Annotated in this window: 5 protein-coding genes, 11 tRNA genes and 3 rRNA genes; all 19 read right to left on the reverse strand. The window is 47.5% G+C overall.

Annotated elements, in window-relative coordinates; genetic code table 11:
• Positions 1-14 precede the first annotated feature (14 nt).
• On the reverse strand, positions 15-3,617 hold the full coding sequence (gene rpoB, locus ACSYSK_RS08235; protein WP_491714668.1) for a DNA-directed RNA polymerase subunit beta: 3,603 nt from the start codon (positions 3,615-3,617) through the stop codon (positions 15-17).
• A 252-nt stretch (positions 3,618-3,869) separates the two neighbouring features.
• Positions 3,870-6,332 (reverse strand): ATP-dependent Clp protease ATP-binding subunit, encoded by a 2,463-nt coding sequence (locus ACSYSK_RS08240; protein WP_491714669.1) that lies wholly within the window; start codon positions 6,330-6,332, stop codon positions 3,870-3,872.
• Between the two features lie 13 nt (positions 6,333-6,345).
• Complete coding sequence (locus ACSYSK_RS08245) at positions 6,346-6,813, reverse strand: CtsR family transcriptional regulator (protein WP_491714670.1); 468 nt, start codon at positions 6,811-6,813, stop codon at positions 6,346-6,348.
• 172 nt (positions 6,814-6,985) lie between these two features.
• Positions 6,986-7,059 (reverse strand) — tRNA-Pro (locus tag ACSYSK_RS08250).
• Positions 7,060-7,064: 5 nt separating this feature from the next.
• A tRNA-Arg gene (locus tag ACSYSK_RS08255) sits at positions 7,065-7,138 on the reverse strand.
• 17 nt (positions 7,139-7,155) lie between these two features.
• Positions 7,156-7,227 (reverse strand) — tRNA-Gly (locus ACSYSK_RS08260).
• Positions 7,228-7,260: 33 nt separating this feature from the next.
• Positions 7,261-7,342 (reverse strand) — tRNA-Leu (locus ACSYSK_RS08265).
• Between the two features lie 10 nt (positions 7,343-7,352).
• A tRNA-Lys gene (locus ACSYSK_RS08270) sits at positions 7,353-7,425 on the reverse strand.
• A gap of 9 nt (positions 7,426-7,434) precedes the next feature.
• Positions 7,435-7,507, reverse strand: a tRNA-Val gene (locus ACSYSK_RS08275).
• 4 nt (positions 7,508-7,511) lie between these two features.
• A tRNA-Glu gene (locus ACSYSK_RS08280) sits at positions 7,512-7,583 on the reverse strand.
• A gap of 16 nt (positions 7,584-7,599) precedes the next feature.
• Positions 7,600-7,690, reverse strand: a tRNA-Ser gene (locus ACSYSK_RS08285).
• Between the two features lie 7 nt (positions 7,691-7,697).
• Positions 7,698-7,770, reverse strand: a tRNA-Asn gene (locus ACSYSK_RS08290).
• 6 nt (positions 7,771-7,776) lie between these two features.
• Positions 7,777-7,893, reverse strand: a 5S ribosomal RNA gene (gene rrf / locus ACSYSK_RS08295).
• Positions 7,894-7,965: 72 nt separating this feature from the next.
• Positions 7,966-10,874: ribosomal RNA gene (locus tag ACSYSK_RS08300) — 23S ribosomal RNA — on the reverse strand.
• A gap of 139 nt (positions 10,875-11,013) precedes the next feature.
• Positions 11,014-11,086, reverse strand: a tRNA-Ala gene (locus ACSYSK_RS08305).
• A gap of 28 nt (positions 11,087-11,114) precedes the next feature.
• A tRNA-Ile gene (locus ACSYSK_RS08310) sits at positions 11,115-11,188 on the reverse strand.
• A gap of 68 nt (positions 11,189-11,256) precedes the next feature.
• Positions 11,257-12,820 (reverse strand): 16S ribosomal RNA (locus ACSYSK_RS08315).
• Together the 16S, 23S and 5S rRNA genes with 11 tRNA genes alongside form the textbook arrangement of a ribosomal RNA operon.
• A 429-nt stretch (positions 12,821-13,249) precedes the next feature.
• On the reverse strand, positions 13,250-14,746 hold the full coding sequence (gene lysS / locus ACSYSK_RS08320) for a lysine--tRNA ligase (protein ID WP_491714671.1): 1,497 nt from the start codon (positions 14,744-14,746) through the stop codon (positions 13,250-13,252).
• A 69-nt stretch (positions 14,747-14,815) separates the two neighbouring features.
• Entirely contained in the window at positions 14,816-15,808 is a 993-nt protein-coding gene (gene dusB, locus ACSYSK_RS08325; RefSeq protein WP_491714672.1) for a tRNA dihydrouridine synthase DusB, read from the reverse strand.
• Positions 15,809-15,873 lie beyond the last annotated feature (65 nt).

Consider the following 15,873-nt stretch of genomic DNA (forward strand, 5'->3'; position numbering starts at 1 on the left):
CTTAATTGTGATTTTTATTGTTCGGTTTTATCGTCTTTAGCCGCTGTTGCAGTGTCGTTTCCACCTTGTGCTGGAACGGCTTTTTTGGCCTCTTCTTCTTTAGCGTACTTGCTTAAAGCATCTACGTTAACGACCTCGTCGTCTTCTTCGTCAATGTCTCGCAGTTCGATTTCTTGTTTATCGGCATCTAGCACTTTCATATCCAAGCCTAGAGACTGTAATTCCTTGACCAACACACGGAACGATTCTGGCACACCCGGTTGTGGGATCGGTTCGCCCTTAACGATCGCCTCGTAAGTCTTGACCCGGCCGACTACATCGTCTGACTTATAAGTCAAGATTTCTTGTAGGGTATAAGCAGCACCGTAAGCTTCCAGTGCCCAAACTTCCATTTCCCCAAAGCGCTGACCACCAAACTGAGCTTTACCACCCAAAGGCTGTTGCGTAACTAAGGAGTACGGCCCAATCGAACGTGCATGGATCTTATCATCGACCATATGTGCGAGTTTCATGTAATACATCACACCCACGGCAATACGGTTATCAAACGGTTCACCCGTCCGGCCGTCATACAAAACGGTTTTACCATCTTCCGGCAAACCGGCTTCTTTCAAAGCAGCAATAATATCATCATCAGAAGCACCATCGAAAACTGGAGTAGCTACGTGAATGCCTAACTCACGGGCAGCTAAGCCTAAATGGAGTTCCAAAACCTGCCCAATGTTCATTCGGGAAGGCACACCCATTGGTGACAACATGATATCGATCGGTGTTCCGTCTGGCATAAACGGCATGTCTTCTTCGGGAATGATCACCGAAACCGTCCCTTTATTACCGTGACGGCCGGCCATCTTATCGCCAACCTGTAATTTACGTTTCTGCGCGATGTAGACTCTGACCATCTGGTTAACGCCAGGGGACAATTCATCGCCAGCTTCACGCGTAAAGATCTTAACGTCGGAAACGATCCCGCCGCCGCCATGTGGCACATGCAGCGAAGTATCGCGGACTTCACGCGATTTTTCACCAAAAATAGCGTGCAATAAACGCTCTTCTGCGGAAAGTTCAGTCACACCCTTAGGAGTTACCTTACCTACCAAGATATCGCCGTCTTTAACTTCGGCACCGATCCGCACGATGCCAAATTCATCGAGGTCTTTAAGTGCATCCTCGCCTGCATTAGGGATCTCACGCGTAATTTCTTCCGGCCCTAATTTAGTATCACGGGCTTCCGACTCGTGTTCTTCAATATGAATCGAAGTATAGACATCGTCTTTGACTAAACGTTCACTGATAGCGACGGCATCTTCAAAGTTATAGCCGTCCCAAGTCATAAAGGCGATCAACGGATTTTGTCCTAAGGCTAATTCGCCTTGTTCCATCGAAGGGCCATCGGCCAAAACGCTGTCTGTTTTAACTTCTTCACCGACATGAACGATCGGTGTTTGGTTGTAGTTTTTACCACCATTGGAACGGCGGAATTTCATCAATTTGTATTTGTCTAAGGAACCGTCTTCTAGTCGTACCCTGATCTCCTTAGCGTCTACGTATTCAACGGTACCATCATGATCGGCGATCAACGCATCACCGGAATCATGAGCAGCTTTGTATTCAATACCAGTACCGACTAACGGAGCGTGTGGTTGCAATAACGGCACAGCCTGACGCTGCATGTTAGCTCCCATCAACGCCCGGTTGGAGTCGTCGTTTTCCAAAAATGGAATACATGCGGTAGCCACAGCAACTACTTGCTTAGGCGAAACGTCCATGTAGTCGACCTGGTCGATCGAAATTTCAATGTTTTCTTCTTCTCGCCGAGCCATTACGATGTCGTTGACAAACGAACCGTCGTCGTTTAACGGCGTGTTAGCCTGAGCGACTACGTAAGGATCTTCTTCGTCAGCAGTCAAGTAGTCGATTTTTTGCGTTACCTTATGTGTATCCCAAGAAACACGCCGGTAAGGAGTTTCAATAAAACCGTACTTATTGACCCGGGCGTACGAAGCCAAACTGTTGATCAACCCAATGTTCGGGCCTTCAGGCGTTTCGATCGGACACATCCGCCCGTAATGGGTGTAGTGCACGTCACGCACTTCATAACCAGCACGATCACGAGTCAAGCCGCCGGGTCCTAAGGCTGAAAGCCGCCGTTTATGCGTTAACTCGCCTAGTGGGTTAGTTTGATCCATGAACTGGGATAACTGTGAACTACCAAAGAATTCTTTGATCGAAGCTACGACCGGCCGAATATTGATCAGTTGTTGCGGAGTCACCGTTGCGGTATCTTGAATCGACATCCGTTCGCGAACGACCCTTTCCATCCGTGACAAACCGATCCGGAACTGATTTTGTAACAGTTCACCCACAGAGCGGATCCGCCGGTTACCCAAATGGTCGATATCGTCGGTCGTGCCAAAGCCTTCTTGTAAGTTAAAGAAGTAGTTCATCGAAGCGATAATATCGGCTGGAGTAATGTGTTTATACTTCAAATCAACGTTGCCATTACCGATCATGTTGAGGACCTTGTCCGGATCATTCGGAGAGTAGACTTTAATGATCTGTAATTTCATCGGTTTTTGAACTACGCCATCTTCTGACGGTTGGAAGGTCACCATCTTGAAATCATCGCGCTGCAAGTAAGCAGCTAAACGGTTGTCCATCAACTGTTTGTCGATTTTTTCACCCTTTTTAATGATGATCTCACCCGTTTCCGGGTCGGCTAAGGTTTCAGCCACCGTCGTATCCAATAACCTAGTTTTTAAGTTTAATTTTTTGTTGATCTTATAACGACCCACTGCCGCTAAATCATAGCGTTTAGGATCGAAGAAACGCGCCGTCAATAAACTCCGCGAGGAATCAGCCGTTTTTGGCTCACCCGGACGTAGTCGTTCGTAAATATCTTTCAGCGATTCCTCTACCCGCGAATCCTCAGGATTTTTGTGGACGTCTTTTTCCAAGGTGAACAATAAGCTGTCGGTTTCGCCCATCATATCTAAGATCTCACTGTCAGAACCGTATCCTAAAGAACGGATCAATTCCGTCATCGGGATCTTACGGGTCCGGTCGATCCGGACATAAGAGATATTCTTAGCGTCGGTCTCGTATTCCAACCATGCACCGCGGTTAGGAATCACCGTCGTACCGTAGATCTCGCGCCCATTTTTATCCAATTCTGAATTAAAATAGACCCCTGGCGAACGTACCAACTGCGAAACGATCACTCGTTCAGCACCGTTGATGATAAAGGTCCCCTGACGAGTCATTAACGGAAAATCGCCAAAGAAAACGTCTTGGGACTTGATCTCACCGGTCTCATGATTCAATAACCGCAGCGTGACGTGCAGTGGAGCAGAGTAATTAGCGTCGTGCTCGCGGGCTTCATCAACCGTATATTTAGGCTCTAACAGTTGATAATCGACGAATTCTAGAGACAATTTACCCTGAAAATCATCGATCGGCATAATGTCTTCAAACATTTCCCGTAAACCTTCGTCAAGAAACCACTGGTAAGAATTAGTTTGGATCTCAACCAAATTAGGCAGTTCAAGAACTTCTTTAATGCGCGAATAACTTCTGCGTACACGATTTTTACCGTATTTTACTAAGTGTCCTGCCAAATTGTTCACCTCTCAAATATTCTGTCTGGCTTAAACAAACAACTAGCCAATATTACATTTTGATTACATTTTAAAAAATAACCAAATTAAGTGTAATTTTGGGCAAAAAAAAGCAAAAACAGCTTATCGACAACAATGCGCTTCACTATTTTTGCTATTTGCTTCCTCGTAATGGACAATAGATCACTACCAGAAGCTAAATTCACAGTATTTTGCAGTTTTTAATTATAGCATCTTTAACCAATTTGTCAATTAAACCGTCTCTGCTTTTTTGGCCGCAGCCGGTTTAACTTTCAGCGTGATCTTTCCTCGCTGAGCGCCGATCACTATCGTATCGTGAGGAGCAAACTGGTTGGCTAATAACGCCTCACTCAAACGGTCTTCGATTTCATTTTGAATCGCACGGTGTAACGGCCGGGCCCCGTATTCCGGATCATAACCGGCTTTAACTACCACATTGATCGCAGCCGGGGTGATCTTTAAAGTCAAGTCGTGTTCTTTGACACGGTCGATCACTTGTTGAACCATCAACTTAACGATTTGTTGTAGTTGTTTTTGCGTTAGTGAATGGAAGACTTCGATCTCATCGATCCGGTTTAAAAATTCCGGTCGGAACGTCTTTTTCAGTCGCTCCCTGATCTGCGCTGCCATTGCTTGGTAATCCCCGGTAGTTGATTTAGCACCGAAACCGACCATCTTATTATCACGCAAGTCAGTCGCACCTAGGTTAGACGTCATGATAATGATAGTATTACGAAAGTCGATCTTGCGTCCCTTGGAATCGGTCAAAAAGCCGTCGTCCAAAACTTGCAATAAGATGTTAAACACGTCGGGGTGCGCCTTTTCGACCTCGTCCAATAAGACCACTGAATACGGCTTATGACGAACTTTTTCGGACAGCTGCCCGCCCTCATCATAGCCAACGTAGCCCGGAGGCGCGCCGATCAACCGACTGGTGGAGTATTTTTCCATGTACTCACTCATATCGATTCGGATCAAAGCATTTTCGTCACCAAACATTGCCTGCGCTAACGCCTTAGCCAATTCGGTCTTGCCGACCCCGGTAGGGCCTAAAAACATAAATGAACCACTCGGACGAGTCGGGTCGCTTAAACCGCTGCGAGCCCGGCGAATCGCTTTAGCCACCGAACTGATCGCGTCTTCTTGGCCGATCACTCGTTCGTGTAAGATCTTCTCCAGGTTTAATAGCCGCTCACTTTCGCTCTTGGTCAACTGTGTTACCGGTACCCCGGTCCATTCTGCCACGATTTCGGCCACGTCATGGGCAGTCACATTTTTAGTATATTTTTGCTTACCCTGGGCCTTTTGCTGCCGTTCCTCGATCTTAGTTACCTTTTGTTGCCATTTTAATTCTTCTTGGCGGTACTTAGCGGCTCGTTCGAAGTGCTCGTCTACCAGTGCAGCTTCTTTTTGCTGTTTAGCGGCTGCCAGTTTTTGTTTGGCAGTCACTAAACGTGCGTCGGTTCCATTAATGCGCACACGAGCGGCTGCTTCGTCGATCAGATCGATCGCCTTATCCGGCAAAAAACGGTTGGTAATATACCGACTGCTTAGTTTAGCCGCAGCTTGCAAAGCCTCATCGGTAATATTCAAGTGGTGATGCTGTTCGTAGCGCGGACGTAACCCCTGTAAAATAGCAACAGTCTGAGGTAACGTCGGTTCTGCCACCATCACGGTCGCAAACCGCCGCTCCAACGCCGAATCAGTCTCGAAATACTTCTGGTACTCGTCAAGAGTCGTAGCACCAATCACTTGCACTTCCCCGCGGGCCAATGCAGGTTTTAAAATGTTAGAAGCATCGATCGCTCCCTCGGCGCCACCCGCACCGATCAGGGTGTGAATTTCATCGATAAATAAAATCACGTTACCGTCATGATAAATTTCTTCGAGGATATTTTTCAAACGGTCTTCAAATTCACCCCGATACTTGGTCCCGGCTACCAAAGAACCCATATCAAGCATCATCACCCGTTTATTGGCTAAGTCGCTAGGAACCTTTTGTTCCACTATCTGCTGGGCAAATCCTTCTGCCACCGCCGTTTTTCCTACTCCTGGTTCCCCTAAGAGCACCGGATTATTTTTAGTTCGTCTGCTCAAGATCTGAATTACCCGTGAGATCTCGGCATCCCGGCTCAAAACGGGGTCGATCTGTCCTTGGCGCACCATTTCGTTTAAGTTCCGGGCCAAAGAATCTAGCGTCGGTGTTCCTTGTGCGGGCTTTTTCTTTTTATTATTGCGTCTTAACTGACTCTGACTGACTCCCAGCTGTCTAAAAATCAGCTGTTGCATCCGTTTATTATCGATGTTTAAGCTGTATAAGATCCGGGAAGCCAACGTATTATCATCGTCTAGTAAAGCTAATAACAAATGCTCGGTGCCCACCTCGGGTGAATTGAACAGTTGAGCTTGTACCTGAGCCGCGTGCAAAATTTCGTTAGTTTTCGGTGAATAGGGCAGGTAAGTAGCTCCCTCTCGTTTGAGTGAACCATAGCCGGCCAAACGTTCAATTTCCTCTTTAATATCGGTAGGTGTTACTAATAATTGCGCAAAAACCTTGTGCGCCACCCCGTATTTTTCCAGTACCAATGCTAATAAAAGGTGTTCGGTCCCGATTGCTTGGTGCCGAAAATTAGCGGCACTTTTTTTAGCTAACTCCAACACATTTTTAACACTCGGAGTGTAAAACTCGTCCATCAGAAGTCCCCCTTTATTCCGCGCACCGTAGGCGATTTAAAATACTGACCAAGATCCGTGCACGTAACATATTTTCTAAATCCTTATCGCCTAAATTCAAAGTATCATGATCCATTGCCGCCAGTATCAAATTAGCTTCCTTTTGCGTTAACAATTTGTCTTCATATAAACTCTGAATGATCTGTAAGGCCTTATTCATTGTAATACTATCGCCGATGTATGCAATCAAACGATCCAGCATTCCAGAATTATCGATCAAATTGACCTTAGCGATCCTGATATAACCACCACCACCACGCTTGCTCTCAACGATATAGCCATTTTGCAGTGTAAATCTGGTCTTAATTACGTAGTTGATTTGCGAAGGAACAACGTCAAACTGTTGCGCAATTTCAGACCGTTTGATTTCAATTTTAGGTGAATCAGACAAAATACTCTTGAGATATTTTTCAATAACGTCTGAAATATTCCGATTCTGCATGCAAATCACATTCCTTACTTCTAGTTTGACTAATATTGACTTTTATTATATATGGAATGCTTCGCAAAATGCAAAAGAAACGCTACGGCAAAAACTTTATTTAGTATCATAGACATAACTAAAAAGCCCTTAAACTGGAAAAATACCAGTCTAAGAACTTTTCAATAGTCGATCGGGAAAACAGGATTCGAACCTGCGACCTCCACGTCCCGAACGTGGCGCTCTACCAAGCTGAGCTATTTCCCGAAATATGCACCCAGTAGGAGTCGAACCTACAACCTTCTGATTCGTAGTCAGACACTCTATCCAATTGCGCTATGGGTGCAGATTAAGTAACAAAAAAGCGGAAGACGGGATTCGAACCCGCGACCCCCACCATGGCAAGGTGATGTTCTACCACTGAACTACTTCCGCATAAAATATTCAACTACTACCTTTTAAAGCGCATGCGGGTGAAGGGATTCGAACCCCCACGTCGCTAAACACTAGAACCTAAATCTAGCGCGTCTGCCAGTTCCGCCACACCCGCAAAATAACAATGAGTCGTGACAGGCTCGAACTGTCGACCCTCTGATTAAAAGTCAGATGCTCTACCAACTGAGCTAACGACTCGCATTAACATGGAGGATACAGGGCTCGAACCTGTGACCCTCTGCTTGTAAGGCAGACGCTCTCCCAACTGAGCTAATCCTCCAAAATGACCCGTACGGGATTTGAACCCATGTTACCGCCGTGAAAGGGCGGTGTCTTAACCACTTGACCAACGGGTCAGGTATTGAAATACTACGGAGAGTAAGGGATTCGAACCCTTGAAGGAAGGCGATCCTCCCTTACATGATTTCCAATCATGCTCCTTCGGCCTCTCGGACAACTCTCCATAATAACTCCGGCAGGCGGACTCGAACCGTCGACACCCTGATTAACAGTCAGATGCTCTACCAACTGAGCTATGCCGGAATAAATGCGTGGCGACGACCTACCCTCGCAGGGGGCGATCCCCCAACTACTCTCGGCGTGACGAAGCTTAACTGCTGTGTTCGGCATGGGAACAGGTGTAGCCTTCGTGCCATCATCACCACACGTGAGCTTTGCTCACTCAAAACTAAATCATCTTTATTTCTTCTGTCTTCCGACTTCCACTGCGCTTGCTACTTGGTTAAGCCCTCGACCGATTAGTAATGGTCCGCTCCATGCCTCACGGCACTTCCACTTCCATCCTATCTACCTGTTATTCTCTCAGGGGTCTTACTTCATTTCTGAATGGGAAATCTCATCTGGAGGCGAGTTTCGCACTTAGATGCTTTCAGCGTTTATCTCATCCATACTTAGCTACCCAGCGCTGCCTTGGGCAAGACAACTGGTACACCAGCGGTATGTCCATCCCGGTCCTCTCGTACTAAGGACAGATCCTCGCAAATTTCCTACGCCCGCGACGGATAGGGACCGAACTGTCTCACGACGTTCTGAACCCAGCTCGCGTACCGCTTTAATGGGCGAACAGCCCAACCCTTGGGACCGACTACAGCCCCAGGATGCGATGAGCCGACATCGAGGTGCCAAACCTCCCCGTCGATGTGAACTCTTGGGGGAGATAAGCCTGTTATCCCCAGGGTAGCTTTTATCCGTTGAGCGATGGCCCTTCCATACGGAACCACCGGATCACTAAGCCCGACTTTCGTCCCTGCTCGACTTGTAGGTCTCGCAGTCAAGCTCCCTTGTGCCTTTACACTCTGCAAATGATTTCCAACCATTTTGAGGGAACCTTTGGGCGCCTCCGTTACCTTTTAGGAGGCGACCGCCCCAGTCAAACTGCCTACCAGACACTGTCTCCCACCGGGTTAACCGGTGTGGGTTAGAGTGTTCATACAACGAGGGTAGTATCCCACCAACGCCTCGGGCGAAACTGACGTTCCGCCTTCTATGGCTCCTACCTATCCTGTACAAGTTATACGAACACCCAATATCAAGCTACAGTAAAGCTCCATGGGGTCTTTCCGTCCTGTCGCGGGTAACCCGCATCTTCACGGGTATTATAATTTCACCGAGTCTCTCGTTGAGACAGTGCCCAGATCGTTACGCCTTTCGTGCGGGTCGGAACTTACCCGACAAGGAATTTCGCTACCTTAGGACCGTTATAGTTACGGCCGCCGTTTACTGGGGCTTCACTTTTGAGCTTCGCTTGCGCTAACTCATCCGCTTAACCTTCCAGCACCGGGCAGGCGTCAGCCCCTATACTTCATCTTACGATTTTGCAGAAACCTGTGTTTTTGATAAACAGTCGCCTGGGCCTATTCACTGCGGCTGATCGTTAGATCAGCACCCCTTCTCCCGAAGTTACGGGGTCATTTTGCCGAGTTCCTTAACGAGAGTTCTCTCGCTCACCTGAGGATTCTCTCCTCGACTACCTGTGTCGGTTTGCGGTACGGGTGACCAGATCCTTACTAGAAGCTTTTCTCGGCAGTGTGACTCGCTTCCCTTCGCTACTTAGATTTCGCTCCCCATCACAGCTCGTGTTGCTTGAATGCAAACATTTAACTCACACTCGCACTCGCTGCTTGGACGTGCATTTCCATTCGCACGCTTCGCTTGCCTCCTGCGTCCCTCCATTGTTCAATCAGATCTGATCAGTACAGGAATCTCCACCTGTTATCCATCGCCTACGCCTTGCGGCCTCAGCTTAGGTCCCGACTTACCCTGGGCGGACGAGCCTTCCCCAGGAAACCTTAGTCTTTCGGTGGGTCAGATTCTCACTGACCTTGCGCTACTCATACCGGCATTCTCACTTCTAAGCGCTCCACCAGTCCTTACGGTCTAGCTTCGCCGCCCTTAGAACGCTCTCCTACCATCCAACCTGCGGTTGGATCCACGATTTCGGTAATGTGTTTAGCCCCGTTACATTTTCGGCGCAGAACCACTCGACTAGTGAGCTATTACGCACTCTTTAAATGGTGGCTGCTTCTGAGCCAACATCCTAGTTGTCTGTGCAATTCCACATCCTTTTCCACTTAACACATATTTTGGGACCTTAATCGGTGATCTGGGCTGTTTCCCTTTCGACTACGGATCTTATCACTCGCAGTCTGACTCCCGGTCATTGATCTGTGGCATTCGGAGTTTATCTGAATTCAGTAACCCAAGACGGACCCCTAGTTCAAACAGTGCTCTACCTCCACGATCATTCATACCGAGGCTAGCCCTAAAGCTATTTCGGAGAGAACCAGCTATCTCCAAGTTCGTTTGGAATTTCACCGCTACCCACACCTCATCCCAGCATTTTTCAACATACACGGGTGCGGTCCTCCGGTGCGTTTTACCGCACTTTCAACCTGGACATGGGTAGGTCACTTGGTTTCGGGTCTACGTCAAACTACTTTGTCGCCCTCTTCAGACTTGCTTTCGCTACGGCTCCAGTCTTTCCACTTTAACCTTGCAGCTTAACGTAACTCGCCGGTTCATTCTACAAAAGGCACGCCATTACCCTTAAATGGGCTTTGACTACTTGTAGGCACATGGTTTCAGGAACTATTTCACTCCCCTTCCGGGGTGCTTTTCACCTTTCCCTCACGGTACTGGTTCACTATCGGTCACTAGGTAGTATTTAGCCTTGGGAGATGGTCCTCCCAGCTTCCGACGGGATTTCACGTGTCCCGCCGTACTCAGGATCCCGATTCTCGGTTCGTCGTGTTTCACTTACAGGGCTCTCACCTTCTATGGCTGACCTTCCCAGATCATTCAGCTACATTCCTCACCGTCTATGTTCGGTCCTACAACCCCGAAAGACAAGTCTTTCGGTTTGGGCTGTTCCCCGTTCGCTCGCCGCTACTCAGGGAATCACTGTTGTTTTCTTTTCCTGCAGGTACTGAGATGTTTCAGTTCCCCACGTCTGTCTTCAACTGACCTTAACGGTCAGCGATAATAACCTCACGGTTATTGGGTTTTCCCATTCGGAGATCTGCGGGTCATTGCTTACTTACAGCTGACCGCAGCATTTCGCTGTTAGTTGCGTCCTTCTTCGACTCCTAGTGCCAAGGCATCCACCATGCGCCCTTCCTAACTTAACCTTTAATTTATCTGACGATAAATTGGTTATGAGTTGACGTTGTTCTCGTCAATTTTTACGCAGTGTTTTTCTCGGTTGATTATTAAGAAATAAAAATGATTCAGTTTTCAATGAACAATGCTTTGACAGTTGCCTGTCAATGGAGCTTAACGGGATCGAACCGTTGACCTCCTGCTTGCAAAGCAGGTGCTCTCCCAGCTGAGCTAAAGCCCCGTAACAAAATATTAAAAAAGTGGTGCAATGGGCCTAAATGGACTCGAACCATCGACCTCACGCTTATCAGGCGTGCGCTCTAACCAGCTGAGCTATAGGCCCATTTGTAAAAGTAGAGCTTTCAAAACCAAACAAAGTTTCGTTGTGTGAGTTTCCGTTATTTTCCTTAGAAAGGAGGTGATCCAGCCGCAGGTTCTCCTACGGCTACCTTGTTACGACTTCACCCCAATCATCTGTCCCACCTTAGACGGCTGGTTCCTTACGGTTACCCCACCGGCTTTGGGTGTTACAAACTCTCATGGTGTGACGGGCGGTGTGTACAAGGCCCGGGAACGTATTCACCGCGGCATGCTGATCCGCGATTACTAGCGATTCCGACTTCATGCAGGCGGGTTGCAGCCTGCAATCCGAACTGAGAACGGCTTTTAGAGATTAGCTTGACCTCGCGGTCTCGCAACTCGTTGTACCGTCCATTGTAGCACGTGTGTAGCCCAGGTCATAAGGGGCATGATGACTTGACGTCATCCCCACCTTCCTCCGGTTTGTCACCGGCAGTCTCGCCAGAGTGCCCAACTGAATGCTGGCAACTGGCAACAAGGGTTGCGCTCGTTGCGGGACTTAACCCAACATCTCACGACACGAGCTGACGACAGCCATGCACCACCTGTCTTAGTGTTCCCGAAGGAAACACCTAATCTCTTAGGTTGGCACTAGATGTCAAGACCTGGTAAGGTTCTTCGCGTTGCTTCGAATTAAACCACATGCTCCACCGCTTGTGCGGGCCCCCGTCAATTCCTTTGAGTTTCAACCTTGCGGTCGTACTCCCCAGGCGGAATGCTTAATGCGTTTGCTGCGGCACTGAAGGGCGGAAACCCTCCAACACCTAGCATTCATCGTTTACAGCGTGGACTACCAGGGTATCTAATCCTGTTCGCTCCCCACGCTTTCGAACCTCAGCGTCAGTTACAGACCAGAGAGCCGCTTTCGCCACTGGTGTTCTTCCATATATCTACGCATTTCACCGCTACACATGGAGTTCCACTCTCCTCTTCTGCACTCAAGTTCTCCAGTTTCCAATGCACGACTCCGGTTAAGCCGAAGGCTTTCACATCAGACTTAAAAAACCGCCTGCGTTCCCTTTACGCCCAATAAATCCGGACAACGCTTGCCACCTACGTATTACCGCGGCTGCTGGCACGTAGTTAGCCGTGACTTCCTCGTCAGATACCGTCATGGCTCTAGCAGTTACTCTAGAACTCGTTCTTCTCTGACAACAGTGTTTTACGATCCGAAGACCTTCTTCACACACGCGGCGTTGCTCCATCAGACTTGCGTCCATTGTGGAAGATTCCCTACTGCTGCCTCCCGTAGGAGTTTGGGCCGTGTCTCAGTCCCAATGTGGCCGATCAACCTCTCAGTTCGGCTACGTATCATCACCTTGGTAGGCCGTTACCCTACCAACTAGTTAATACGCCGCGGGCCCATCCTCAAGCAATAGCTGACGCCATCTTTTCCCCATAAAGCATGTGCTTTATGGGCTCATTCGGTATTAGCACCTGTTTCCAAGTGTTATCCCCAACTTAAGGGCAGGTTGCCCACGTGTTACTCACCCGTTCGCCACTTTCCTGTCTTGTTCGTGATACAAGTACCACTCCCAACACATTCTCGTTCGACTTGCATGTATTAGGCACGCCGCCAGCGTTCGTCCTGAGCCAGGATCAAACTCTCAGTTTGTTTAGCTCATTTTTGATTACTAGCGAAATTGACTTCGCAAATGTTTGCACCCGGATTGCTCCGAGCGACCTCACACATTTTTACGAAACTTTGTTCAGTTTTCAAAGTTCTACTCTGTTGCTTATCAAGCAACAACTTTATTACTATAACATCTCATCGCTAACAAGTCAACTGTTAATTTCAATTAACTTTCTGTGCCGTAGCACCTCGTAGCGGTGAGCATTTAATAATATACACGCTTCTGTCCTTGCCGTCAATACCTTTGACTAAAAATATTTTATTGCGGCAATTTTGTCATTTCTATTCTCGTAAATACTAAACAATATTTACCACTAATAGACACAAAAAGAGGAATGAGAATAAAACTACACTCTCAATCCTCTTCATTATCTCTAATAACTTAAGCTAAGTCAAACGATGACTGCCCAATTATTTTTGCTCTTCTGGTCGCAAAGTTGGGAACAACAAAACATCCCTGATCGAAGGAGCATCGGTCATCAACATTACCAAGCGATCGATACCGATCCCCAAGCCACCAGTAGGAGGCATCCCGTATTCCATTGCCTCCAAATAGTCTTCGTCAATTCCTTCGGCTTCGTCGTTTCCTTCTTTACGTTCAGCCACCTGTGCTTCAAAACGCTGCCGCTGGTCGATCGGGTCGTTTAGTTCGGTAAATGCGTTGGCATATTCACTACCCAAAATAAATAGCTCAAAACGATCGGTAAAACGCGGATCCTTAGGGTTCTTTTTGGCTAACGGTGAAATTTCCACGGGATGACCATAAATAAAGGTTGGATCCACGATCTGGCTTTCACAGAACTGTTCAAAAAATTCGTTGATAATATGGCCTACTTGCCAGTAAGACTCGTAGTGAACACCGTGTTCGTCTGCTAATGTACGCGCCTGCTCCACTGACATTTCTGGCCAAAAATCGACCCCTGTCGTTTCCTTGATCATATCGACCATATGCACACGCCTAAATGGCTTACCAAAATCAACTTGATGATCGTGGAAAGTGACTTTATTATCATCCGAAACTACCCGACAAGCCGCCTTGAAAATCCCTTCTGTCTCATCCATCACGTCGGTAAAATCAAAGTAAGCGGCATACGACTCGAGCATCGTAAATTCGGGATTGTGTTTGGTATCGATCCCTTCATTCCGAAATACACGGCCGATTTCATAGACGCGTTCCATGCCGCCGACTATTAGCCGTTTTAAGTGCAACTCCAGCGCGATCCGTAGATACAACTCAATGTCTAAGGCATTGTGATGTGTTTTAAACGGACGTGCGGCAGCACCACCGGCTTGATTATGCAAAACCGGCGTTTCGACTTCCAAAAATCCTTCGTGGTCTAAATATTTTCTAATGGCTGTAATGATCTGACTTCTGTGAACAAAGCGCTGATAACTTTCCTGGTTAGTGATCAAATCTAAATAACGTTGCCGGTAGATCTGCTCCACGTTTTGTAACCCGTGATACTTGTCGGGTAAAGGACGTAATGCCTTAGACAAAAAAGTAAGCTTAGTTACCCGCAAAGTCAATTCACCCATATCGGTTTTGATCACTTCACCGGTCACACCCAAAAAATCGCCTAGATCGCTACGCTTGAAGACGTGATACATCTCTTCGCCTAAAATGTCCTTACGTACGTATAACTGCATCTTACCAGTTTTATCCTGCAAGTCAGCAAAGCCTACCTTGCCCTTGCCACGTTTAGCAACCATTCGGCCAGCAATCGTTGCTTTAACCCCCTGGTCGTTTAATTGTTCTTTAGTTAAGTCATTATATTTAGTGTGCAGCTCTTGATTATATGAATCACGCTCAAAACGATGCCCAAAGGGTGCAATTCCTTCGTCTTGCAGCTCCTGCAATTTTTGTCGGCGCACCCGCAGTTGGTCATTCATCGCCTGTTCATTAGCCATTAACATCTCTTCCCTTCACTGTTAAACAATTCAAGTATAACATACCGCATTTTTAAAGATAAAGAAAATTTAGGCTTTTTGCCGCGCTAATGTCTGTTCCAAAAAATTGTCAAAGATCTCTTGCATCTCTTCTTCACTGCCGGCACTATTGAGCGCAGCTTTAGTCCGTGCCGAACGCGGGATGCCTTTTAAATAATACGCAGCTTGGGAACGAAATTCCTTGGGACCGATAACTTCACCGCGCACTTTTACTAAGCGGTGCAAGTGATCCTTAGCAACTCGGATCTTTTCTTGGGGCGTCGGGTCTGGTAATAATTCACCGCTGTCTAAATAAGTCGTCATCTGCTTAACGACCCACGGATTGCCTAACGCAGCCCGACCGACCATCACCGCGTCGGCACCAACGTCGGTCAACATTTTCTTAGCTTCTTGGGGTGTGCGCACGTCACCGTTACCGATAAACGGGATCGTAGTCAAATGATCCGCTACTTCTTTTAAAATTCCCCAATCAGAATGCCCAGTATACATTCCCTTACGCGTCCGACCGTGCATTGCCAGGGCAGCGGCACCAGCCTCTTGAGCGGCTAGGGCATTTTCGACCGCATAAATATGATCTTCATCCCATCCCGTGCGCATTTTGACCGTTACCGGCTTATCCAGCGCACTAGCTACGGCGTGAATCATGTCGTAAACCTTGTCGGGATCTAGCAGCCAGCGGGCACCAGCATCCGTTTTAGTCACTTTAGGGACCGGGCAACCCATGTTGATGTCCACGATATCTGTCGTCGTATTTTCAGCGACAAACTGCGCGGCTTCGACCAACGATTCCTTGGAACCACCAAAGATCTGCACGCTGACAGGATGTTCCGTCGGATCGACGAACATCATCTTCAAGGTCTTCTTATTTCTAAAATGGATCCCCTTGTCGGAGATCATCTCACAAACAACTAAGCCTGCGCCAAATTCCTTGCAGATCATGCGAAAAGCAACGTTAGTAACTCCCGCCATGGGAGCCACAACTACTTGATTGGGGATCGTAATATCGCCAATTTTCCATTCCATATTTCCACCTCATTAAAATAGGCGCAACCTAACATGCACCTTATTGCTAACTAACTACAATTGTT

The sequence above is a fragment of the Ligilactobacillus sp. ESL1201 genome, from assembly GCF_058503265.1.